A 21,369-nucleotide genomic window follows, 5' to 3' on the forward strand; every position below is an offset into this window, starting at 1 on the left:
TTAAGCTTCTTTTACAGTTATAAGGTGAGAAACTTTGTTGATCATACCAAGAATAGCAGGAGTTTCTTCCTTAACTACAGTTGAATTCAACTTTTTAAGACCTAAAGCTTCTACCGTCGCACGTTGATCTTGTGGACGACCAATTACACTACGAGTGAGGGTAATTTCTAACTTTTTCGCCATTTGTTTTCCCTCCTTAACCTAGTAGCTCTTCTACAGATTTACCGCGTAATTTTGCAACATCTTCAGCGCGCTTAAGTTCGCTTAATCCGTTCACAGTAGCGCGAATCATGTTGATTGGTGTGTTAGAACCAAGAGATTTCGAAAGAATATCTTGTACACCAGCTAATTCAAGTACCGCACGAACAGGTCCACCAGCAATAACACCAGTACCTTCAGCAGCAGGTTTTAAGAATACTTCACCAGCTCCAAAATGACCGTTGATTGTGTGTGGAATTGTTGTACCAACTAATGGTACAGCGATTAAGTTTTTCTTAGCGTCTTCGATAGCTTTGCGAATTGCGTCTGGTACCTCTTGTGCTTTACCAGTACCGAATCCAACATGACCGTTTTTATCGCCAACTACAACTAGTGCAGCAAAGCGGAAACGACGACCACCCTTAACAACTTTCGCGACACGATTTATCGTAACTACACGTTCTTCAAGTTCTAATTTACTTGGGTCAATGCGATGCATCAATTTTCCCTCCTTTGACCATTAAAATTGTAATCCAGCCTCACGAGCAGCTTCAGCTAGAGCTTTAACACGGCCATGGTATAAGTAACCACCGCGATCGAATACTACTTCTTTAACGCCTTTCTCTACAGCACGCTTAGCAACTGATTCTCCAACTTTCGTAGCAGCTTCAGTATTGCTAGTACCGTTAAGAGCAAGGTCTTTATCAAGAGTAGATGCACTTACTAACGTTACACCATTCACATCATCAATAACTTGAGCGTAAATATGTTGGTTAGAACGGAACACGTTTAAACGTGGACGTTCTGCAGTACCAGTAAGTTTAGCACGTACACGTGCATGTCTTTTCTTACGAGTCGCATTTTTATCAGCTTTAGTGATCATTCTTGTCACTCCTTTCTCTCACCTAACGGGTTTACTTAGCAGTTTTACCTTCTTTACGACGAACAACTTCGCCTTCGTAACGAATACCTTTACCTTTATATGGCTCAGGAGCACGTACAGCACGGATGTTAGCAGCAAATTCGCCAACACGTTGCTTGTCGATACCTTTAATTACGATTTTAGTTGGTGCAGGTACTTCAACTTCGATACCTGCTTCCGGAGTCATTTCTACTGGATGAGAATAACCTACGCTTAATACAAGTTTATCTCCTTGTTTTTGAGCACGGTAACCAACACCGACTAATTCAAGTCCGCGTGCGAAACCTGTAGTTACACCTTCAACCATGTTTCCGATTAAAGCACGAGTTGTACCGTGTAATGCACGGTGTTCCTTCTGTTCAGATGGACGCTCAACTGTTAGTGTATTTTCTTCAATTTTGATAGACATATCAGCATTGAATTTACGAGTTAATTCACCTTTAGGGCCTTTTACTGTTACAGTATTGTCTTCTGCAATTGTAATAGTAACACCTGCAGGGATTTCAAGAATCTTTTTACCAATACGAGACATGTGGTCACACCTCCGTTCGTTTTAAATATATATTACCAAACGTATGCTACTACTTCTCCACCAGTTTGTAATTGACGAGCATCTTTGTCTGTCATTACTCCCTTAGATGTAGAAACAAGAGCGATACCTAATCCGTTAAGTACACGTGGTACTTCATCAGCTTTAGCGTAAACGCGTAAGCCAGGTTTACTGATACGTTTTAATCCAGTGATTACACGTTCATTGTTTGCACCATATTTCAGGAAAATACGAAGGATACCTTGTTTGTTATCCTCGATGTATTCTACATCACGAATGAAACCTTCACGTTTTAAAAGTTCAGCGATCTCTTTTTTGATTTTAGAAGCAGGAACCTCTAATTTCTCATGACGTACCATGTTCGCATTACGGATGCGAGTAAGCATGTCTGCAATTGGATCTGTCATCACCATGTGTTTTACCTCCTTCCCATTTGTGGGTTTTACCAACTAGCTTTTTTAACACCAGGAATTTGACCTTTATATGCAAGTTCACGGAAACAAATACGGCAAAGTTTAAATTTGCGGTATACAGAATGCGGACGACCGCAGCGTTCGCAACGTGTATACTCTTGTACTTTAAACTTAGGAGTACGCTTTTGTTTCGCTATCATAGATTTTTTAGCCACGTTTTCGCCTCCTCTACTTAGCGTTGGCTTCCATTATTTTTGGAATGGCATACCGAATTGTGTTAAAAGTTCACGAGCTTCTTCATCAGTTTTCGCTGTAGTAACGATTACGATGTCCATACCGCGGACTTTGCTTACTTTATCATAATCGATCTCAGGGAAGATAAGTTGCTCTTTAACACCTAATGTGTAGTTCCCACGACCATCGAATGATTTCTTAGAAACACCACGGAAATCACGTACACGTGGTAAAGAAACTGACACTAATTTGTCGAAGAACTCATACATTTGCTCGCCGCGTAAAGTTACTTTCGCACCGATTGGCATACCTTCACGAAGACGGAAACCAGCGATTGATTTTTTAGCACGAGTTACAACAGGTTTTTGACCTGCGATTTGTGTTAATTCTTCTACTGCATTGTCTAAAGCTTTTGAGTTAGATACCGCGTCACCAACACCAGTGTTGATTACGATCTTTTCGATTTTCGGTACTTCCATCACAGATTTATAGTTAAACTTGCTCACTAGAGCAGGAGTAATTTCCTTTTGGAACTTCTCTTTAAGGCGATTCAATGAAGTGACCTCCTTTCTTAAGAAAATTATTTATCTAATAATTCACCAGATTTTTTTGCAATACGAACTTTTTTACCATCTTCTACTTTGAAGCCTACACGAGTAGGTTCACCTGTTTTCGGATCTAAAATCATAACGTTAGAAACGTGAATAGGTGCTTCTTTAGTAATAATTCCACCTTGTGGATTTAATTGAGATGGCTTAGAGTGCTTCTTAACGATATTGACACCCTCAACGATAACACGGTTTTGCTTTGGGAAAGCCACAAGGATAACGCCTTGTTTTCCTTTGTCTTTACCAGTGATTACCTGTACTTTATCACCTTTTTTTACATGCATCTTAATTCTGCACCTCCTTAGCAAGGCAATACCTTAAATTATAGAACTTCTGGAGCTAAAGAAACGATCTTCATGAAGTTGCTATCACGTAATTCACGAGCTACTGGTCCGAAGATACGAGTACCACGTGGGCTCTTATCGTCTTTAATGATAACCGCTGCGTTTTCATCAAATTTGATGTAAGAACCGTCCGGACGACGAGCTCCGCTCTTCGTACGTACTACTACTGCTTTAACAACGTCACCTTTTTTAACAACGCCACCTGGTGTTGCTTGTTTTACCGTAGCAACGATAATATCACCAATGTTAGCATATTTACGACCAGAGCCGCCTAATACTTTAATTGTTAAAAGTTCACGTGCACCAGAGTTGTCAGCAACTTTCAAACGAGATTCTTGTTGGATCATGTTATGAAACCTCCCTTCGGACTAAAAATTCCGATTCGTCTATTTAGATAATAACCGCTTCTTCAACGATTTCAACTAAACGGAAACGCTTAGTAGCAGAAAGCGGGCGAGTTTCCATGATTTTAACGATATCGCCAAGTTTCGCTTGGTTTTGCTCATCATGGGCTTTGTACTTCTTAGAATACTTAACACGTTTTCCGTACAAGGAATGAGTTTTGTAAGTTTCAACTAAAACTGTAATCGTTTTGTCCATTTTGTCAGACACTACACGACCAGTATAAACTTTGCGTTGGTTACGTTCGCTCACTATGCAAACCTCCCCTCAATTTATCGATTAATTCCGATCTCTCTTTCACGAACTACAGTTTTCATACGAGCAATTGCTTTACGCACTTCACGAATGCGAGTTGGATTCTCTAATTGTCCTGTAGCAAGTTGGAAGCGAAGATTAAACAACTCTTCCTTTAAAGCTTTAACTTTTGTTTCGATTTCGGCAGTGGTTAATTCACGAATATCATTAGTTTTCATTAGATTCACCACCATTTTCTTCACGTTTTACGAATTTACATTTCACAGGTAACTTGTGAGCTGCAAGACGTAATGCTTCGCGTGCTACCTCTTCAGATACACCCGCGATTTCGAACATAATTTTCCCAGGTTTTACTACTGCTACCCAGCCTTCTGGTGCCCCTTTACCGGAACCCATACGTACTTCTAGAGGTTTTGCAGTGTAAGGCTTAGAAGGGAAAATTTTAATCCATACTTTACCGCCACGTTTCATGTAACGAGTCATTGCACGACGAGCAGCTTCGATTTGACGGTTTGTAATCCATGAAGCAGCTTGTGCTTGTAAACCGAATTCACCGAAAGCAATTTCAGTTCCACCTTTTGCACGACCACGCATTTTACCACGATGCTCTCTACGATATTTTACGCGTTTTGGCATTAACATATTATTTTCCTCCTTCCTCAGAAGCTTTCTTTTTTGTAGGAAGGACTTCTCCACGGTAGATCCATACTTTTACGCCTAATTTACCGTATGTTGTATCAGCTTCAACTGCTGCATAGTCAATATCAGCGCGAAGTGTATGAAGTGGAACAGTTCCTTCACTGTAAGATTCTGCACGAGCGATATCAGCTCCGCCAAGACGACCAGAAACCTGTGTTTTAATACCTTTAGCACCTGCACGCATAGCACGTTGAATAACTTGCTTTTGTGCACGACGGAATGATACACGGTTTTCTAATTGACGAGCGATGTTTTCGCCTACTAATTTAGCGTTAAGATCAGCTCTCTTAACTTCTAAAATGTTGATGTGTACACGCTTGCCTGTTAATTGGTTAAGAGCTTTGCGAAGTGCTTCAACTTCAGTACCACCTTTACCAATTACCATACCAGGTTTTGCAGTGTGAATTGTAACATTTACACGATTTGCTGCACGTTCGATTTCTACTTTAGCAACAGCAGAATCTTTTAAGCGTACAGTAATGTACTCACGGATTTTGATGTCTTCATGTAATAATGTAGCGTAATCTTTCTCAGCGAACCAACGAGATTCCCAGTCACGGATAACACCGACACGAAGACCAATTGGATTAACCTTTTGACCCATCGATTATCCCTCCTTCTTTTCTGATACCACAACTGTGATGTGGCTTGTGCGTTTGTTAATTTGGCTTGCACGACCCATTGCACGTGGACGGAAACGTTTCAACGTTGGACCTTCGTCAACGAAAACTTTTTCAACAACTAGGTTGTTAATATCCATCTCATAATTGTGCTCTGCATTTGCGATTGCAGATTTTAAAACTTTTTCTACAACTGGAGAAGCAGTTTTTGGTGTGTGGTTAAGGATAGCAATCGCTTCACCCACTTGCTTACCTCGGATTAAGTCTACTACTAAACGAACTTTACGAGGAGCAATACGAACTGTTCTCGCTACTGCTTTAGCTTGCATTGAAGTGCCTCCTCTCATTATCTTCTAGTTTTCTTATCGTCAGCAAGGTGACCTTTATACGTACGAGTTGGTGCGAATTCACCTAACTTATGGCCAACCATATCCTCAGTGATGTACACAGGTACGTGTTTACGACCATCATATACAGCGATTGTGTGTCCGATGAACTGAGGGAAGATTGTTGAACGGCGAGACCAAGTTTTAACAACTTGTTTTTGCTCAGATGCAACTAATTTTTCCATTTTGCTCATTAAGTGATCATCGACAAATGGTCCTTTTTTTAAGCTACGAGCCATTTTGGTGCCTCCCTTCGTGATTGGCGTACGGTTCTAGAAATGAACCGTACTACAATCCCATTATTTTTTACGACGACGAACGATAAATTTATCAGACGCTTTATTTTTCTTACGAGTCTTGAATCCAAGAGTTGGTTTACCCCATGGAGACATTGGAGACTTACGTCCGATTGGAGAACGTCCTTCACCACCACCGTGTGGGTGATCAACCGGGTTCATTACAGAACCACGAACTGTTGGGCGTTTACCTAACCAGCGAGAGCGACCTGCTTTACCGATTTTGATAAGTTCGTGTTGTTCGTTACCAACTTGACCGATTGAAGCGCGACAAGCAGATAATACAAGACGTACTTCACCAGAAGTTAAACGTACAAGTACGTATTTACCTTCTTTACCAAGTACTTGAGCAGATGTACCAGCAGAACGAACTAATTGTCCGCCACGACCAGGCTTAAGCTCGATGTTATGAACAACAGTACCTACTGGAATGTTGATTAATGGTAATGCGTTACCGATTTTAATGTCAGCTTCTGGGCCAGACATAACTTCCATACCTACTTCTAAAGATTTAGGAGCAAGAATGTAACGTTTTTCACCGTCAACGTAGTTAATTAATGCGATATTCGCAGAGCGGTTTGGATCGTATTCGATCGTAGCAACGCGTCCTGGAATTCCATCTTTGTTACGCTTAAAGTCGATGATACGGTATTGACGCTTATGTCCGCCACCTTGATGACGTACAGTAATTTTACCTTGGTTATTACGACCCGCCTTCTTGCTTAAAGGAGCAAGTAATGACTTTTCGGGTCTGTCAGTCGTGATTTCAGCGAAATCATTCGTAGTCATATTACGACGACCGTTAGTAGTTGGATTATACTTTTTAATTCCCATCTCAATTTCCCTCCTTCTTTAGTAAGAATTAAACGCCTTGGAAGATTTCGATTTCTTTGCTGTCAGCAGTTAGCTTAACGATTGCTTTACGACGACGGCTAGTAAAACCAGCGTGACGACCAACGCGTTTTGCTTTCGGCTTGTAGTTCATGATGTTCACTTTTTCTACTTTAACACCAAAGATCGCTTCAAGAGCATCTTTAACTTCTGTTTTATTAGATTTAACGTCCACATCGAACGTGTATTTTTTTTCAGCCATCATTTCCATAGAACGTTCAGTGATAACTGGGCGCTTAATGATATCACGAGGATCTCTCATTATGCAAGCACCTCCTCTACTTTTTCCACTGCCGCTTTTGTCATGATTAGCTTATCATGATGAAGCACGTCTAAAACGTTTACGCCATCAGCAGTGATTACTGTTACTCCAGGGATATTGCGAGCAGATAACTCTACAGATTCGTTTGCATCAGCAGTTACGATAAGAGCTTTCTTCTCAACAGTTAATCCTTTAAGTACTGCTAGCATATCTTTTGTTTTTGGTGCATTTAACACTAGGTCTTCAAGAACTACAATGTTGTTCTCAACTACTTTAGTAGCTAATGCAGATTTGATTGCTAAACGACGAACTTTCTTAGGAAGTTTGTACGCATAGCTTCTTGGTGTAGGTCCGAATACCGTACCACCACCACGCCATTGAGGAGAGCGGATAGACCCTTGACGAGCACGTCCAGTTCCTTTTTGACGCCATGGTTTACGACCACCACCGCGAACTTCAGAACGAGTTTTTACTTTGTGTGTACCTTGACGTAAAGATGCACGTTGCATCATTACAGCTTCGAAAAGTACAGCTTCATTTGGTTCGATACCGAAAATAGCTTCAGCTAATTCGATTTCACCAACCTGTGAACCAGTTTGGTTATATACAGTAACTTTTGGCATTGGAATTCCTCCTTCCTATTGTGAATTATTTGCTAACCTTCACAGCGCCTTGAACAACTACAAGAGATTTCTTAGCACCTGGAACGTTACCTTTTACTAGTAATAAGTTGCGCTCAGTGTCAACTTGAACGATTTCTAAGTTTTGGATAGTAACTTGGTCTCCACCCATACGTCCAGCAAGTTTTTTGCCTTTGAATACACGGTTCGGAGCAACTGGGCCCATTGAACCTGGACGACGGTGATAGCGAGAACCATGAGACATAGGTCCGCGAGATTGTCCGTGGCGTTTGATAACACCTTGGAAACCTTTACCTTTAGAAATTCCTGTTACGTCAACGATTTCACCTGCAGCGAAAACTTCAACTTTTACCTCTTGACCAACCTCTAATCCGTCCACGTCTGCATCGCGGATTTCGCGAATGAAGCGCTTAGGAGTTGTAGATGCTTTAGCAGTGTGGCCTTGTTCAGGTTTGTTAGTTAACTTTTCACGTTTATCTTCAAATCCTAACTGGATTGCATTGTAGCCATCAGTTTCAGTTGTTTTCTTTTGAAGAACAACGTTTGGATTAGCAGCGATAACTGTTACTGGGATTAACTCACCGTTCTCAGCAAATACTTGAGTCATACCGATCTTTCTTCCTAAGATTCCTTTGGTCATGAGTTACACCTCCTACATTTTTAAGTTATATAATTTATAGTTTGATTTCGATATCTACACCAGACGGTAAGTCTAAACGCATTAATGAATCTACTGTTTGTGGAGTAGGACTCACGATATCGATTAAACGTTTGTGTGTGCGCATTTCGAATTGCTCACGAGAATCTTTGTACTTATGAACAGCACGAAGAATTGTGTAAATAGTCTTCTCAGTTGGTAATGGGATCGGACCAGAAACTGTTGCCCCAGAACGCTTAGCTGTTTCTACAATTTTCTCAGCTGATTGATCAAGAATACGGTGATCATAAGCTTTTAAACGGATACGAATTTTTTCTTTTGCCATTATTTTCCCTCCTTCGTTCGCCTATTTCTAAAATAGACCTTCTCCATGGAAATTTCCCCACACCATGCCATGGCAAAGCGGCCGGGTGTGTCAGCAACCTTCCACTTCATCGCAGTCAAAGACCAACATTGTCTATTATACAATGTTATTCGTCTAGATGCAAGCATCTTTTTGTTTGCATCTGCTTTTCTCTACTTTTGCTATTATACATGGCACTTTAAAGAATTTCAAGTTTTCATCTAACAGAATTCATTTTACAGTTTCTGGGTTTTGTTTTGTTGGTTTTATATTACTATAGAAGAAACTCGTCAAAACATAAAAATATAATCTTACTCATTATATAAACACAAACAAAAAACCCAAGGGAGAATCCCTTGGGTTTTTATATCAGTTAAGATTACTCAACGATAGTTGCAACTACGCCGTAACCTACTGTACGTCCACCTTCACGAATAGAGAATTTAGTTCCCTCTTCGATAGCGATTGGAGCGATAAGTTCGATAGTCATTTCGATGTTGTCACCAGGCATTACCATTTCAGTACCTTCTGGTAATTGGATGATACCAGTTACGTCAGTTGTACGGAAGTAGAACTGAGGACGGTAGTTAGCGAAGAATGGAGTGTGACGTCCACCTTCTTCTTTAGATAATACGAAAACTTCAGCTTTGAATTTAGCGTGTGCTTTTACAGAGCCAGTTTTAGCAAGAACTTGTCCACGTTGGATGTCTTCACGAGCAACCCCACGAAGAAGAGCACCGATGTTGTCTCCAGCTTGAGCTTGGTCAAGAAGTTTACGGAACATTTCTACACCAGTTACAGTTGTAGAAGCATTCTCTTCAGCAAGACCGATGATTTCTACTACGTCACCAACTTTAACGATTCCGCGCTCTACACGACCAGTTGCAACTGTACCACGACCTGTGATAGAGAATACATCCTCGATAGGCATTAAGAATGGTTTGTCAGTTTCACGTTCTGGAGTTGGGATGTAAGCATCAACTTCAGTCATTAATTCAATGATTTTTGCTTCCCAATCAGCTTCTCCTTGAAGAGCTTTAAGAGCAGAACCTTTGATTACAGGAATGTCGTCGCCTGGGAATCCGTATTCAGATAATAGGTCACGAACTTCCATTTCTACTAATTCTAATAATTCTTCGTCGTCTACCATGTCGCATTTGTTTAAGAATACAACGATGTAAGGTACACCTACTTGACGAGAAAGAAGGATGTGCTCACGTGTTTGAGGCATTGGGCCATCAGCAGCAGATACTACTAAGATACCGCCGTCCATTTGAGCAGCACCAGTGATCATGTTTTTAACATAGTCAGCGTGACCTGGGCAGTCAACGTGTGCATAGTGACGAGTTTCAGTTTCGTACTCAACGTGTGCAGTTGAGATTGTGATTCCGCGCTCTCTTTCTTCTGGAGCAGCGTCGATTTGATCGTATCCGCGTGCTTCAGCACCACCAGCTTTTGCAAGAACTGTAGTGATCGCAGCAGTTAATGTAGTTTTACCATGGTCAACGTGGCCGATTGTACCGATGTTAACATGGGGTTTAGAACGTTCGAATTTAGCTTTAGCCATTCTAAATTCCTCCTTAGTTTATATAGGTTATTTTATATTTAGACTAGAAAGCGAAACCGAAGTCTCACTTTCTAAGCTTACATAAGTAGTTATACTTGAACAATCGATAAAAATCAATTATTCACCTTTATTTTTTTTAATAATTTCTTCTGAAACAGACTTCGGTACTTCTTCATAATGATCAAATGTCATTGAGAATGTTCCGCGTCCTTGAGTGTTTGAACGTAATGCTGTCGCATAACCGAACATTTCAGAAAGTGGAACCATAGCGCGAACAACTTGTGCGTTACCGCGAGCTTCCATACCTTCTACACGTCCACGACGAGATGTTACGTCACCCATGATGTCTCCCATGTATTCTTCAGGAATTACAACTTCAACTTTCATCATTGGCTCAAGAATTACTGGGTTACATTTAGAAACCGCAGCTTTAAGTGCCATAGATGCAGCGATTTTGAACGCCATCTCAGATGAATCGACATCATGGTAAGAACCGTCAACTAATGCTGCTTTAATGTCAACTAGTGGGTAACCAGCTAGTACACCATTTTTAAGTGAGTCTTCAAGACCCGCTCCAACAGCTGGGATGTATTCACGTGGAACTACACCGCCGACGATTTTGTTTTCGAATTCAAATCCTTTACCTTCTTCGTTAGGTGCAAACTCAATCCAAACGTGACCGAATTGTCCACGTCCACCAGATTGACGAGCGAACTTACCTTCAACTTTCGCAGCAGCGCGGAAAGTTTCACGGTATGCTACCTGAGGAGCACCAACGTTTGCTTCAACTTTGAATTCACGGCGCATACGGTCAACGATGATATCAAGGTGAAGTTCACCCATACCAGCGATGATTGTTTGGCCAGTTTCTTGGTCAGTGTGAGCACGGAATGTTGGATCTTCTTCAGAAAGCTTAGATAATGCTGTACCCATTTTATCTTGGTCAGCTTTAGATTTTGGTTCGATAGCTACAGAGATAACTGGCTCTGGGAATTCCATAGACTCAAGGATAACAAGGCTCTTCTCGTCACAAAGAGTATCACCAGTAGTAGTATCTTTTAAACCTACAGCAGCAGCGATGTCACCAGCGTAAACTGTTGAAATCTCTTCACGGCTGTTAGCGTGCATTTGTAGGATACGACCTACACGCTCACGCTTACCTTTAGTTGAGTTTTTCACGTATGATCCAGAGTTTAACACACCAGAGTACACACGGAAGAACGTTAACTTACCAACATAAGGGTCAGTCATGATTTTGAATGCTAAAGCTGCAAATGGTTCTTCATCGCTAGACTTACGTTCTACTTCTTCCTCTGTATCCGGAAGAGTACCTTTAATAGCAGGTACATCTAATGGAGATGGTAGGTAGTCGATAACTGCGTCTAACAGAATTTGAACACCTTTGTTTTTGAATGCAGAACCACAGATTACTGGGAAGAATTCTACAGAAGTTGTAGCCTTACGGATACCAGCTTTAAGCTCTTCTACAGTGATTTCTTCACCTTCTAGGTACTTCATCATCATTTCTTCATCAAGCTCAGCTACCGCTTCAATAAGCTTTCCACGGTATTCTTCAGCTAGTTCTTTGTGCTCTTCAGGAATTTCGACACGCTCGATGTCTGTTCCTAAATCGTTACCGTACATGTAAGCACACTCTTCAACAAGGTCAATGATACCATTGAACTCATCTTCAGCACCGATTGGTAACTGAATTGGATGTGCGTTTGCTTGTAAACGATCGTGGATTGTTCCTACAGAGTATAAGAAATCTGCACCGATCTTATCCATTTTGTTAACGAATACGATACGAGGTACACCGTAAGTAGTAGCCTGACGCCAAACAGTTTCTGTTTGTGGTTCAACACCAGATTGTGCATCAAGTACTGCTACCGCACCATCAAGTACGCGTAAAGAACGTTCTACTTCTACTGTGAAGTCTACGTGTCCTGGAGTGTCAATGATGTTTACACGGTGACCTTTCCATTGAGCTGTAGTTGCAGCAGAAGTAATTGTGATACCACGCTCTTGCTCTTGCTCCATCCAGTCCATCTGAGATGCACCTTCATGAGTTTCACCGATTTTATGAATACGTCCTGTGTAATACAGAATACGCTCAGTTGCTGTAGTTTTACCAGCATCGATGTGAGCCATGATACCAATATTACGAGTGTTTTCTAAAGAGAACTCTCTTGTCATTTGGTGTCTTGCTCCTTCCATATATGGATTGGATTTTTTTATTTTAAGTAGCAAAAAAGCCACTTTATATTGTTACATATGCCAGTGTCCAGTACCCTCATTATGTAAAACGAGCGCCCAACGAAAGGGAGAGGCATTCTCCCTCTCCACACTTCCATAAGCGACAAATAAAGCGGTTTATGCTTACATTTATTTTACGTTGAATCCTACCAACGGTAATGAGCAAATGCTTTGTTAGCTTCTGCCATTTTATGAGTGTCTTCACGTTTCTTAACAGATGCACCAGCGTTGTTAGCTGCATCTAAGATTTCGTAAGCTAGACGCTCTTCCATAGTTTTTTCACCACGAAGACGAGCATAGTTTACTAACCAGCGAAGACCTAAAGTTGTACGGCGTTCTGGACGAACCTCAACTGGAACTTGGTAGTTAGCACCACCAACACGACGAGCGCGTACTTCAAGAACAGGCATGATGTTCTTAAGAGCTTGCTCGAATACTTCCATTGGTTCTTTATCTGAACGTTCACGAACGATATCGAAAGCGTTATAAAGAATTGTTTGAGATTTACCTTTTTTACCGTCAACCATCATTTTGTTGATTAGGCGTGTTACAAGTTTAGAATTGTACATTGGATCAGGTAACACGTCACGTTTCGCAACAGGTCCTTTACGAGGCATATTGAGTTCCTCCTTTCATTATAAGTTTATTATTTTTTAGCAGGTTTTGGTCGCTTAGTACCATATTTAGAACGTCCTTGCATACGTTTGTCAACACCAGCTGTATCAAGCGCTCCACGAACGATGTGGTAACGTACCCCTGGTAAATCCTTTACTCGACCACCGCGAATTAATACTACGCTATGCTCTTGTAGGTTATGACCGATACCTGGGATGTAAGCTGTAACTTCAATACCGTTTGTTAAACGTACACGAGCGTATTTACGTAACGCTGAGTTAGGTTTCTTTGGAGTCATTGTACCAACACGAGTACATACACCACGTTTTTGAGGTGCAGAGATATCAGTTGATTTTTTCTTTAAAGAGTTAAAACCTTTGTTTAACGCAGGTGATTTAGATTTCCATACTTTATCAGTACGACCATTTCTCACTAATTGGTTAATAGTAGGCATTTGATTATCCTCCCTTCGCATGTTTGTATGACCACATATCCAGGTGGTTCATTATTAGTTGAAAACAAAGTTTTTGCAAGGAAGAGCAAATGCTCTCTCCTCACAAAAACAGTTTTAACTTATTATTCCTATTGCTGAAGCTCCCACTTGAATCCCCGAAACTTTTCCAAGCTTACGAACTGATTCAACTTTGGTTATGGGTATGTTATGTTGCAAAGCAGTGCGAATGATAATATGGGTTAACCGCACATCAGCATCTTCTGCAATAACAACTTTTTTAACTATACCATTTTTGATTGCTTCCAATGTTCGTTTATGACCAACGACTACATTTTCAGCATTTGACACTTTTTGATAAGACATATAAATATCCTCCAAAGCATCGTTCAGGAGCAACCTTGATTATAGTAACATTTTGACTCATACAATGTCAACTAGGATTAGATGTTTTTATACAAAATTTACGACGGAAAATTTTACTGTTCCACATAAATCTCATCGTTTTCTACATTCATGTCATCTTGTGTTGTTTTTACAAGATCAACTTTGCGATAACGATTCATACCTGTTCCAGCAGGAACAAGTTTACCGATAATAACGTTCTCTTTCAGTCCTAGAAGCTCATCACGTTTACCTTTAATTGCTGCATCAGTTAAGACACGAGTTGTTTCTTGGAATGATGCTGCAGATAAGAATGAATCAGTTTCAAGTGAAGCTTTTGTAATACCAAGTAGAACAGGTCTAGCCGTTGCTGGTTGTTTACCTTGCAGTAACACCTTCGCATTCGCATCAGTAAACTGATGGATATCTAGTAATGTTCCTGGTAATACATCTGTTTCACCGGCATCACTTACACGAACTTTACGTAGCATTTGACGTACCATTACCTCTACGTGTTTGTCACCAATTTCTACCCCTTGCATACGGTATACTTTTTGAACTTCACGTAATAAGTATTCTTGAACTGCCGTAATGTCCGTTACTTTTAGTAATTCTTTCGGATCAATAGAACCTTCTGTTAACTCTTTACCGTGGCTAATTGGCTGTCCTGGCGTTACTTTCAGACGAGCACCGTAAGGAATAGCATACGTACGAGCTTCAACCTCACCCTGTACAACTACTTCTTGGCGATCTTTAACATCGTTGATCGCTGCGATAACACCGTCGATTTCACTGATAACTGCCTGACCTTTCGGATTACGAGCTTCAAAGATCTCTTGGATACGAGGTAAACCTTGTGTGATATCATCACCGGCAACCCCACCTGTATGGAACGTACGCATCGTTAACTGTGTACCTGGCTCACCGATAGATTGAGCCGCGATAATACCTACCGCTTCTCCTACTTCTACGTCTGTACCAGTTGCTAAGTTACGACCGTAACACTTCTTACATACACCATGGCGAGTGTTACACGTAAACGCTGAACGAATGTTTACAGTTTCAACACCCGAATTTTCAACGATATGAGCGATATCTTCAGTAATTAATTGATTTTCAGCAACTAATACTTCACCTGTTTCAGGATGTTTTACAGTTTTTCTTGCAAAACGTCCAACAAGACGATCATATAATGACTCAATTACTTCATTACCCTCTTTAATCGCACCGATTAGTAAACCGCGATCTGTTCCACAATCATCTTCACGAACAATTACATCTTGTGCAACGTCTACAAGACGACGTGTTAAGTAACCAGAATCGGCAGTCTTAAGTGCTGTATCGGCAAGACCTTTACGAGCACCATGCGTAGAGATGAAGTACTCAAGTACTGTTAAACCTTCACGGAAACTTGATTTGATCGGAAGTTCAATGATACGACCAGATGGATTGGCCATCAGACCACGCATACCAGCAAGCTGAGTGAAGTTAGATGCGTTACCACGGGCACCGGAATCACTCATCATGAAGATTGGATTGCGTTTATTCAAGGACTTCATCAGTTTTCCTTGGATAACGTCTTTTGCATTACTCCAAATAGAGATAACACGATCGTAACGTTCTTCTTCCGTGATTAAACCGCGACGGAATTGTTTAATTACATTATCTACTTTTGCTTGTGCTTCGTGGAGAATTTCATCTTTTTCACCTAATACAAGAATGTCAGATACCCCAACTGTAATACCAGCTTTTGTAGAGTATTTAAATCCTAAGTTCTTCATACGGTCAAGCATGCGAGACGTCTCTGTAATTTTGAAACGCTTGAATACTTCCGCAATGATGTTACCAAGAATCTTCTTGCTAAATGGTGCCACTTCTTCGCGACTAGCAATAATTTCTTTAATGTTCGCACCTTTTTCAACGAAATATTCCGCTGGTGTTTCTTTTTCAAGGTTTGAGTTTGTTGGTTCGTTAATATAAGGGAACGACTCTGGTAAGATTTCGTTAAATATTAATTTACCAACTGTTGTTAATAGAAGCTTACCTTTTTGCTCTTCAGTAAACGTTACATTATTTACTGAACTTGCAGCAACTGCAACACGCGTGTGCAGATGTACATATCCATTTTGGTATGCAAGTATTGCTTCGTTGGCATCTTTGAAGACCATACCTTCACCGATTGCACCTTCACGCTCAAGCGTTAAGTAGTAGTTACCTAATACCATATCCTGAGATGGAGTAACAACTGGTTTTCCGTCTTTTGGATTCAAGATGTTTTGTGCCGCTAACATAAGAATACGAGCTTCTGCTTGTGCTTCTGATGATAACGGAACGTGAACCGCCATTTGGTCACCGTCAAAGTCCGCGTTGTATGCAGTACATACAAGTGGGTGAAGACGGATTGCACGACCTTCTACTAGTGTAGGTTCAAACGCCTGGATACCAAGACGGTGAAGTGTTGGTGCGCGGTTTAGAAGTACTGGATGTTCTTTAATCACAGATTCTAAAACGTCCCAAACTTCAGGTTGTACACGCTCGATTTTACGTTTAGCACTCTTAATGTTGTGTGCTAAACCTTTTTCAACTAACTCTTTCATAACGAAAGGTTTGAACAGTTCAAGCGCCATTTCTTTCGGTAATCCACATTGGTACATCTTTAAGTTCGGTCCTACAACGATTACTGAACGACCAGAGTAGTCAACACGTTTACCTAATAAGTTTTGACGGAAACGTCCTTGTTTACCTTTAAGCATGTGAGATAGAGATTTTAATGGACGGTTACCTGGTCCAGTAACTGGACGGCCACGGCGACCATTATCGATTAATGCGTCTACAGCTTCTTGTAACATACGTTTTTCGTTTTGAACGATGATGCTTGGTGCACCTAAGTCCAATAGACGTTTTAAACGGTTGTTACGGTTAATTACACGACGGTATAAGTCGTTTAAATCAGAAGTAGCAAAACGTCCACCATCCAACTGTACCATTGGGCGTAGTTCTGGTGGGATAACTGGAAGAACATCTAGGATCATCCAAGATGGGTGATTTCCAGAGTTACGGAATGCTTCTAATACTTCTAGACGTTTAATAGCACGAGTACGGCGTTGTCCTTGTGCTGTTTTTAATTCTTCTTTTAAGAAGTCTACTTCTTTATCTAAATCGATATCTTGTAGTAGCTTTTTAATCGCTTCTGCACCCATAGCAGCTTGGAATGTGCTACCATATCGATCACGATATGCACGGTATTCTTTTTCAGAAAGTAATTGCTTCTTATCAAGTGGTGTATCTCCACTTTCTGTTACAACATAAGAAGCGAAATAAATTACTTCTTCAAGCGCGCGAGGGGACATGTCTAAGACAAGTCCCATGCGGCTCGGGATACCTTTGAAATACCAAATATGAGATACAGGAGCAGCTAATTCGATATGACCCATACGTTCACGACGAACTTTTGCACGCGTTACTTCAACGCCACATCGATCACAAACTACACCTTTATAACGTACACGTTTGTATTTTCCGCAATGACATTCCCAGTCCTTTTGTGGTCCGAAAATACGCTCACAGAACAAGCCATCTTTTTCAGGCTTTAACGTACGATAGTTAATTGTTTCTGGTTTCTTAACTTCACCGTATGACCAAGAACGAATCTTGTCAGGTGAAGCAAGTCCAATCTTCATATATTCAAAGTTATTTACATCTATCAAGGGGCCTACCTCCCTTTTAGTCTACAGGTTATCCCAATTATTCCTTAGTTGTCTCAACTTCGACATTCAATTTATCTGCTGATTGATGATCGTCGTCATCTTCTGTATCACGCATTTCGATTTCTTTATCGTCGCTAGACATCATTTTAACGTCCATACCTAAACTTTGCAGTTCTTTAATCAATACTTTGAATGATTCAGGAACGCCTGGTTCTGGAACATTTTCACCTTTAACAATTGCTTCATACGTCTTAACACGTCCGATAACATCATCAGACTTCACTGTTAAGATTTCTTGAAGAGTATAAGCAGCACCATAAGCTTCAAGTGCCCAAACCTCCATCTCACCGAAACGCTGTCCACCGAACTGAGCTTTACCTCCAAGAGGTTGCTGCGTTACAAGTGAGTATGGTCCAGTAGAACGAGCATGAAGTTTATCGTCAACCATGTGCGCAAGTTTGATCATATACATGACACCAACAGATACGCGGTTATCGAATGGTTCACCAGTACGTCCGTCATACAGGATTGTTTTCGCGTCATTTGCCATACCAGCTTCTTCAATTGTGCCCCATACATCTTCCTCACGAGCACCATCGAATACTGGTGTTGCAATGTGAATGCCAAGGTATCTTGCTGCCATACCAAGATGAAGCTCTAATACCTGACCGATATTCATACGAGATGGTACCCCTAATGGGTTTAACATGATATCGATTGGCGTACCATCTGGTAAGTAAGGCATATCTTCTTCTGGTAAAATACGAGAGATAACACCTTTGTTACCGTGACGTCCTGCCATCTTGTCACCTTCAGAAATTTTACGTTTTTGAACGATATACGCACGTACAAGTTGATTCACGCCCGGTGGCAATTCATCGCCATCTTCACGGTTGAATACTTTTACGTCTAAGATAATACCGCCACCACCATGTGGTACACGTAGTGATGTATCACGTACTTCACGTGCTTTTTCACCGAAGATTGCATGTAATAGACGTTCTTCTGCTGTTAGTTCTGTTACACCTTTAGGTGTTACTTTACCAACAAGTAGATCTCCATCTTTTACTTCAGCACCGACGCGAATAATACCACGCTCATCAAGGTTACGAAGTGCATCTTCTCCGACGTTTGGAATATCACGTGTAATTTCTTCTGGTCCAAGCTTCGTATCACGAGCTTCTGACTCATATTCTTCAATATGAATAGAAGTGTACACATCATCTTTTACAAGGCGCTCACTCATAATGATCGCATCCTCATAGTTATAACCGTCCCATGTCATGAAGCCAACAAGCACGTTACGTCCAAGTGCTAGTTCACCTAATTCCATAGAAGGACCATCCGCAAGGATTTCACCTTTTACAACTTCATTTCCAACACTTACGATTGGACGTTGGTTGTAGCAAGTTCCTTGGTTAGAACGAATGAATTTTTGCATTTTGTAGCGATCTAAGTCGCCTTTTACTGTTTGACCGTCAACATCTACATAGCGACGTACCCAAACTTCACGTGCTTCTACGCGTTCAACAACACCAGGGTGTTTACAGATTACTGCAGCACCTGAGTCTTTTGCTGATACGTACTCCATACCTGTACCTACAATCGGTGATTCCGGATTCATTAACGGAACCGCCTGACGTTGCATGTTCGCTCCCATAAGTGCGCGGTTAGAGTCATCGTTTTCTAAGAACGGAATACAAGCTGTCGCTGCCGACACTACTTGCTTTGGAGATACATCCATATAGTCGATGCGTTCTTTATTTGTGACAATGTTTTCACCACGGAAACGAGCTACGATATCTTCATCAAGGAATTCTCCTTCTTCAGATAATTTCATATTCGCTTGGGCTACAACATAATTATCTTCTTCATCTGCTGTTAAATAATCAACCTGCCCTGTTACAAGACCAGTTTCTGGGTCAACACGACGGTATGGTGTTTCAATGAAACCAAACTCATTTACTTTCGCGAACGAAGATAATGAGTTAATCAAACCGATGTTTGGTCCCTCTGGTGTTTCAATCGGACACATACGACCGTAGTGAGAGTAGTGAACGTCACGCACTTCAAAGCCTGCGCGCTCACGCGTTAAACCACCGGGTCCTAATGCAGATAGTCTTCGTTTGTGAGTTAACTCTGCTAATGGGTTTGTTTGGTCCATGAACTGAGATAACTGAGAACTTCCGAAGAACTCTTTAATAGATGCAATAACAGGACGGATGTTAATTAACGCCTGTGGTGTAATTGCATTTGTATCTTGAATCGACATTCTCTCACGAACAACACGTTCCATACGAGAAAGACCGATACGGAATTGGTTTTGTAAAAGCTCTCCTACTGAACGTAAACGACGGTTTCCTAAGTGGTCGATATCGTCTGTGTCCCCTACTTTGTATAGTAGGTTGAAGAAGTAGCTGATAGAAGCAAGGATATCACCTGGTGTAATATGTTTTATATCACGAGTAATATTTGCATTACCAATTACGTTAATTACGCGTTCGCCTTCTGACTCAGGAGCATAAATCTTAATGGATTGCAGCTCAACATCGCCTGCTACCACTCCGCCCATTGGTTTCGCTGTTTTGAATCCAATGTTTTTCTCTAAGTAAGGTAGAATGCGATCAAGCGTACGACGATCTAAGACTGTTCCTTCTGCCGCTAAAATTTCACCAGTTTCTGGATCCACCAGTGTTTCAGCTAAACGTTGGTTAAACAATCTATTTTTAATGTGTAGCTTTTTGTTGATCTTATAGCGACCTACATTTGCTAAGTCGTAGCGCTTCGGATCAAAGAAACGAGACACAAGTAAGCTCTTTGCATTTTCTACTGTTGGTGGTTCACCAGGGCGTAGACGCTCATAAATTTCAAGCAATGCTTTTTCTGTGCTATCTGTGTTGTCTTTTTCTAATGTGTTGCTTAAGTATTCGTTATCACCTAAAAGCTCGGTGATTTCTTGATCAGAGCCAAACCCTAATGCGCGTAACAAAACAGTTACAGGAAGTTTACGAGTACGGTCAATACGTACATATACAACATCCTTAGCATCTGTCTCATACTCTAACCAAGCCCCGCGGTTTGGAATTACAGTAGCAGTAAAACCACGTTTTCCGTTTTTATCCACTTTGCCACTATAGTATACGCTTGGAGAGCGAACTAACTGGGAAACGATAACACGTTCTGCACCGTTAATTACGAATGTTCCAGTCTCTGTCATGAGTGGGAAATCTCCCATGAACACATCTTGTTCTTTTACTTCACCAGTTTCCTTGTTGATTAGACGCACTTTTACACGAAGTGGTGCTGCATACGTCACATCACGCTCTTTGCATTCTTCTACAGAGTATTTAGGTTCACCTAAGCTGTAGTCGATAAATTCAAGCGATAGATTTCCCGTAAAGTCTTCGATCGGAGAAATGTCTTGGAACATTTCTCGCAAACCCTCATCAAGAAACCACTGATAAGAAGAGGTTTGAATTTCGATAAGATTTGGTAACTCTAATACTTCACTAATACGGGCATAACTTCTTCGTTGGCGGTGGCGTCCGTATTGAACTAGTTGACCTGTCAACTGCTTCACCCCTCAAATCATGAGTATTATAAATGCACAAAAAAATTTGTGCAAAATCACAAATAAATACAACTACTGCTATTAGCGTAGTTTTTT

Annotated in this window: 27 protein-coding genes; all 27 read right to left on the reverse strand. The window is 41.0% G+C overall.

Annotated features, from left to right (window positions below):
- A complete protein-coding gene (rpmD, locus tag JDS98_RS27820) occupies window positions 1–183 on the reverse strand; it encodes a 50S ribosomal protein L30 (RefSeq protein WP_001085231.1) in 183 nt (60 codons plus the stop codon).
- 13 nt (window positions 184–196) lie between these two features.
- The gene (rpsE, locus tag JDS98_RS27825) at window positions 197–697 is read right to left on the reverse strand and encodes a 30S ribosomal protein S5 (protein WP_000554646.1); all 501 of its coding nucleotides are present in this window, start codon (window positions 695–697) and stop codon (window positions 197–199) included.
- Between the two features lie 21 nt (window positions 698–718).
- Window positions 719–1,081, reverse strand: coding sequence for a 50S ribosomal protein L18 (gene rplR / locus JDS98_RS27830; protein ID WP_000628818.1), 363 nt, complete (start codon window positions 1,079–1,081; stop codon window positions 719–721).
- A 31-nt stretch (window positions 1,082–1,112) separates the two neighbouring features.
- Window positions 1,113–1,652 carry a 50S ribosomal protein L6 gene (rplF, locus tag JDS98_RS27835; RefSeq protein ID WP_000086552.1) on the reverse strand — a complete coding sequence of 180 codons (540 nt, stop codon included), beginning with the start codon at window positions 1,650–1,652 and terminating at the stop codon, window positions 1,113–1,115.
- Between the two features lie 32 nt (window positions 1,653–1,684).
- On the reverse strand, window positions 1,685–2,083 hold the full coding sequence (gene rpsH, locus JDS98_RS27840) for a 30S ribosomal protein S8 (protein WP_000245511.1): 399 nt from the start codon (window positions 2,081–2,083) through the stop codon (window positions 1,685–1,687).
- Between the two features lie 29 nt (window positions 2,084–2,112).
- Window positions 2,113–2,298 carry a 30S ribosomal protein S14 gene (gene rpsN, locus JDS98_RS27845; protein WP_001085700.1) on the reverse strand — a complete coding sequence of 62 codons (186 nt, stop codon included), beginning with the start codon at window positions 2,296–2,298 and terminating at the stop codon, window positions 2,113–2,115.
- Between the two features lie 33 nt (window positions 2,299–2,331).
- A complete protein-coding gene (rplE, locus tag JDS98_RS27850) occupies window positions 2,332–2,871 on the reverse strand; it encodes a 50S ribosomal protein L5 (protein WP_001080829.1) in 540 nt (179 codons plus the stop codon).
- A 26-nt stretch (window positions 2,872–2,897) separates the two neighbouring features.
- Window positions 2,898–3,209 (reverse strand): 50S ribosomal protein L24, encoded by a 312-nt coding sequence (gene rplX / locus JDS98_RS27855; RefSeq protein ID WP_000558200.1) that lies wholly within the window; start codon window positions 3,207–3,209, stop codon window positions 2,898–2,900.
- A gap of 38 nt (window positions 3,210–3,247) precedes the next feature.
- The gene (gene rplN / locus JDS98_RS27860) at window positions 3,248–3,616 is read right to left on the reverse strand and encodes a 50S ribosomal protein L14 (RefSeq protein ID WP_000615912.1); all 369 of its coding nucleotides are present in this window, start codon (window positions 3,614–3,616) and stop codon (window positions 3,248–3,250) included.
- A gap of 43 nt (window positions 3,617–3,659) precedes the next feature.
- Window positions 3,660–3,923 (reverse strand): 30S ribosomal protein S17, encoded by a 264-nt coding sequence (rpsQ, locus tag JDS98_RS27865; protein WP_000004106.1) that lies wholly within the window; start codon window positions 3,921–3,923, stop codon window positions 3,660–3,662.
- A 20-nt stretch (window positions 3,924–3,943) separates the two neighbouring features.
- Entirely contained in the window at window positions 3,944–4,144 is a 201-nt protein-coding gene (rpmC, locus tag JDS98_RS27870; protein WP_000855718.1) for a 50S ribosomal protein L29, read from the reverse strand.
- Window positions 4,134–4,568 carry a 50S ribosomal protein L16 gene (gene rplP, locus JDS98_RS27875; RefSeq protein ID WP_000928969.1) on the reverse strand — a complete coding sequence of 145 codons (435 nt, stop codon included), beginning with the start codon at window positions 4,566–4,568 and terminating at the stop codon, window positions 4,134–4,136. Before rplP ends, rpmC begins: the two co-directional genes overlap by 11 nt.
- 1 nt (window position 4,569) lies before the next feature.
- Window positions 4,570–5,229, reverse strand: coding sequence for a 30S ribosomal protein S3 (gene rpsC / locus JDS98_RS27880; protein WP_000529958.1), 660 nt, complete (start codon window positions 5,227–5,229; stop codon window positions 4,570–4,572).
- Between the two features lie 3 nt (window positions 5,230–5,232).
- The gene (gene rplV, locus JDS98_RS27885; protein ID WP_001148024.1) at window positions 5,233–5,574 is read right to left on the reverse strand and encodes a 50S ribosomal protein L22; all 342 of its coding nucleotides are present in this window, start codon (window positions 5,572–5,574) and stop codon (window positions 5,233–5,235) included.
- Between the two features lie 17 nt (window positions 5,575–5,591).
- Entirely contained in the window at window positions 5,592–5,870 is a 279-nt protein-coding gene (gene rpsS, locus JDS98_RS27890; protein ID WP_000124454.1) for a 30S ribosomal protein S19, read from the reverse strand.
- Between the two features lie 60 nt (window positions 5,871–5,930).
- Window positions 5,931–6,761, reverse strand: a complete 831-nt coding sequence (gene rplB / locus JDS98_RS27895) for a 50S ribosomal protein L2 (protein WP_000511583.1) — start codon at window positions 6,759–6,761, stop codon at window positions 5,931–5,933.
- A 28-nt stretch (window positions 6,762–6,789) separates the two neighbouring features.
- A complete protein-coding gene (gene rplW / locus JDS98_RS27900; protein WP_001205558.1) occupies window positions 6,790–7,080 on the reverse strand; it encodes a 50S ribosomal protein L23 in 291 nt (96 codons plus the stop codon).
- Window positions 7,080–7,703, reverse strand: coding sequence for a 50S ribosomal protein L4 (rplD, locus tag JDS98_RS27905; RefSeq protein ID WP_001127258.1), 624 nt, complete (start codon window positions 7,701–7,703; stop codon window positions 7,080–7,082). Before rplD ends, rplW begins: the two co-directional genes overlap by 1 nt.
- Window positions 7,704–7,728: 25 nt before the next feature.
- Window positions 7,729–8,361: a 50S ribosomal protein L3 gene (gene rplC / locus JDS98_RS27910; RefSeq protein WP_000160209.1), complete on the reverse strand. Its 633-nt coding sequence runs from the start codon at window positions 8,359–8,361 to the stop codon at window positions 7,729–7,731.
- Between the two features lie 34 nt (window positions 8,362–8,395).
- Window positions 8,396–8,704 (reverse strand): 30S ribosomal protein S10, encoded by a 309-nt coding sequence (rpsJ, locus tag JDS98_RS27915; RefSeq protein ID WP_001040595.1) that lies wholly within the window; start codon window positions 8,702–8,704, stop codon window positions 8,396–8,398.
- Window positions 8,705–9,101: 397 nt separating this feature from the next.
- Window positions 9,102–10,289, reverse strand: a complete 1,188-nt coding sequence (gene tuf / locus JDS98_RS27920; protein ID WP_001029617.1) for an elongation factor Tu — start codon at window positions 10,287–10,289, stop codon at window positions 9,102–9,104.
- A 117-nt stretch (window positions 10,290–10,406) separates the two neighbouring features.
- Complete coding sequence (fusA, locus tag JDS98_RS27925; protein ID WP_000196385.1) at window positions 10,407–12,485, reverse strand: elongation factor G; 2,079 nt, start codon at window positions 12,483–12,485, stop codon at window positions 10,407–10,409.
- A gap of 206 nt (window positions 12,486–12,691) precedes the next feature.
- On the reverse strand, window positions 12,692–13,162 hold the full coding sequence (rpsG, locus tag JDS98_RS27930; protein WP_001137492.1) for a 30S ribosomal protein S7: 471 nt from the start codon (window positions 13,160–13,162) through the stop codon (window positions 12,692–12,694).
- A 29-nt stretch (window positions 13,163–13,191) separates the two neighbouring features.
- Window positions 13,192–13,614, reverse strand: a complete 423-nt coding sequence (gene rpsL, locus JDS98_RS27935) for a 30S ribosomal protein S12 (protein WP_001142341.1) — start codon at window positions 13,612–13,614, stop codon at window positions 13,192–13,194.
- Between the two features lie 114 nt (window positions 13,615–13,728).
- Window positions 13,729–13,977 (reverse strand): ribosomal L7Ae/L30e/S12e/Gadd45 family protein, encoded by a 249-nt coding sequence (locus JDS98_RS27940; protein ID WP_199634538.1) that lies wholly within the window; start codon window positions 13,975–13,977, stop codon window positions 13,729–13,731.
- A 113-nt stretch (window positions 13,978–14,090) separates the two neighbouring features.
- Window positions 14,091–17,702: a DNA-directed RNA polymerase subunit beta' gene (gene rpoC, locus JDS98_RS27945; RefSeq protein ID WP_000567945.1), complete on the reverse strand. Its 3,612-nt coding sequence runs from the start codon at window positions 17,700–17,702 to the stop codon at window positions 14,091–14,093.
- A 37-nt stretch (window positions 17,703–17,739) separates the two neighbouring features.
- Window positions 17,740–21,273: a DNA-directed RNA polymerase subunit beta gene (gene rpoB, locus JDS98_RS27950; protein WP_097959563.1), complete on the reverse strand. Its 3,534-nt coding sequence runs from the start codon at window positions 21,271–21,273 to the stop codon at window positions 17,740–17,742.
- Window positions 21,274–21,369: the final 96 nt, after the last annotated feature.

It is taken from the genome of Bacillus cereus group sp. N11 (assembly GCF_016483605.1).
Taxonomy (GTDB): domain Bacteria; phylum Bacillota; class Bacilli; order Bacillales; family Bacillaceae_G; genus Bacillus_A; species Bacillus_A toyonensis.

Coding starts and splice junctions, on each gene's coding strand:
- rpmD (WP_001085231.1), bottom strand. CDS start 183: ATGGCGAAAAAGTTAGAAATTACCCTCACTCGTAGTGTAATTGGTCGT.
- rpsE (WP_000554646.1), bottom strand. CDS start 697: ATGCATCGCATTGACCCAAGTAAATTAGAACTTGAAGAACGTGTAGTT.
- rplR (WP_000628818.1), bottom strand. CDS start 1,081: ATGATCACTAAAGCTGATAAAAATGCGACTCGTAAGAAAAGACATGCA.
- rplF (WP_000086552.1), bottom strand. CDS start 1,652: ATGTCTCGTATTGGTAAAAAGATTCTTGAAATCCCTGCAGGTGTTACT.
- rpsH (WP_000245511.1), bottom strand. CDS start 2,083: ATGGTGATGACAGATCCAATTGCAGACATGCTTACTCGCATCCGTAAT.
- rplX (WP_000558200.1), bottom strand. CDS start 3,209: ATGCATGTAAAAAAAGGTGATAAAGTACAGGTAATCACTGGTAAAGAC.
- rplN (WP_000615912.1), bottom strand. CDS start 3,616: ATGATCCAACAAGAATCTCGTTTGAAAGTTGCTGACAACTCTGGTGCA.
- rpmC (WP_000855718.1), bottom strand. CDS start 4,144: ATGAAAACTAATGATATTCGTGAATTAACCACTGCCGAAATCGAAACA.
- rplP (WP_000928969.1), bottom strand. CDS start 4,568: ATGTTAATGCCAAAACGCGTAAAATATCGTAGAGAGCATCGTGGTAAA.
- rpsC (WP_000529958.1), bottom strand. CDS start 5,229: ATGGGTCAAAAGGTTAATCCAATTGGTCTTCGTGTCGGTGTTATCCGT.
- rplV (WP_001148024.1), bottom strand. CDS start 5,574: ATGCAAGCTAAAGCAGTAGCGAGAACAGTTCGTATTGCTCCTCGTAAA.
- rpsS (WP_000124454.1), bottom strand. CDS start 5,870: ATGGCTCGTAGCTTAAAAAAAGGACCATTTGTCGATGATCACTTAATG.
- rplB (WP_000511583.1), bottom strand. CDS start 6,761: ATGGGAATTAAAAAGTATAATCCAACTACTAACGGTCGTCGTAATATG.
- rplW (WP_001205558.1), bottom strand. CDS start 7,080: ATGAGAGATCCTCGTGATATCATTAAGCGCCCAGTTATCACTGAACGT.
- rplD (WP_001127258.1), bottom strand. CDS start 7,703: ATGCCAAAAGTTACTGTATATAACCAAACTGGTTCACAGGTTGGTGAA.
- rplC (WP_000160209.1), bottom strand. CDS start 8,361: ATGACCAAAGGAATCTTAGGAAGAAAGATCGGTATGACTCAAGTATTT.
- rpsJ (WP_001040595.1), bottom strand. CDS start 8,704: ATGGCAAAAGAAAAAATTCGTATCCGTTTAAAAGCTTATGATCACCGT.
- tuf (WP_001029617.1), bottom strand. CDS start 10,289: ATGGCTAAAGCTAAATTCGAACGTTCTAAACCCCATGTTAACATCGGT.
- fusA (WP_000196385.1), bottom strand. CDS start 12,485: ATGACAAGAGAGTTCTCTTTAGAAAACACTCGTAATATTGGTATCATG.
- rpsG (WP_001137492.1), bottom strand. CDS start 13,162: ATGCCTCGTAAAGGACCTGTTGCGAAACGTGACGTGTTACCTGATCCA.
- rpsL (WP_001142341.1), bottom strand. CDS start 13,614: ATGCCTACTATTAACCAATTAGTGAGAAATGGTCGTACTGATAAAGTA.
- JDS98_RS27940 (WP_199634538.1), bottom strand. CDS start 13,977: ATGTCTTATCAAAAAGTGTCAAATGCTGAAAATGTAGTCGTTGGTCAT.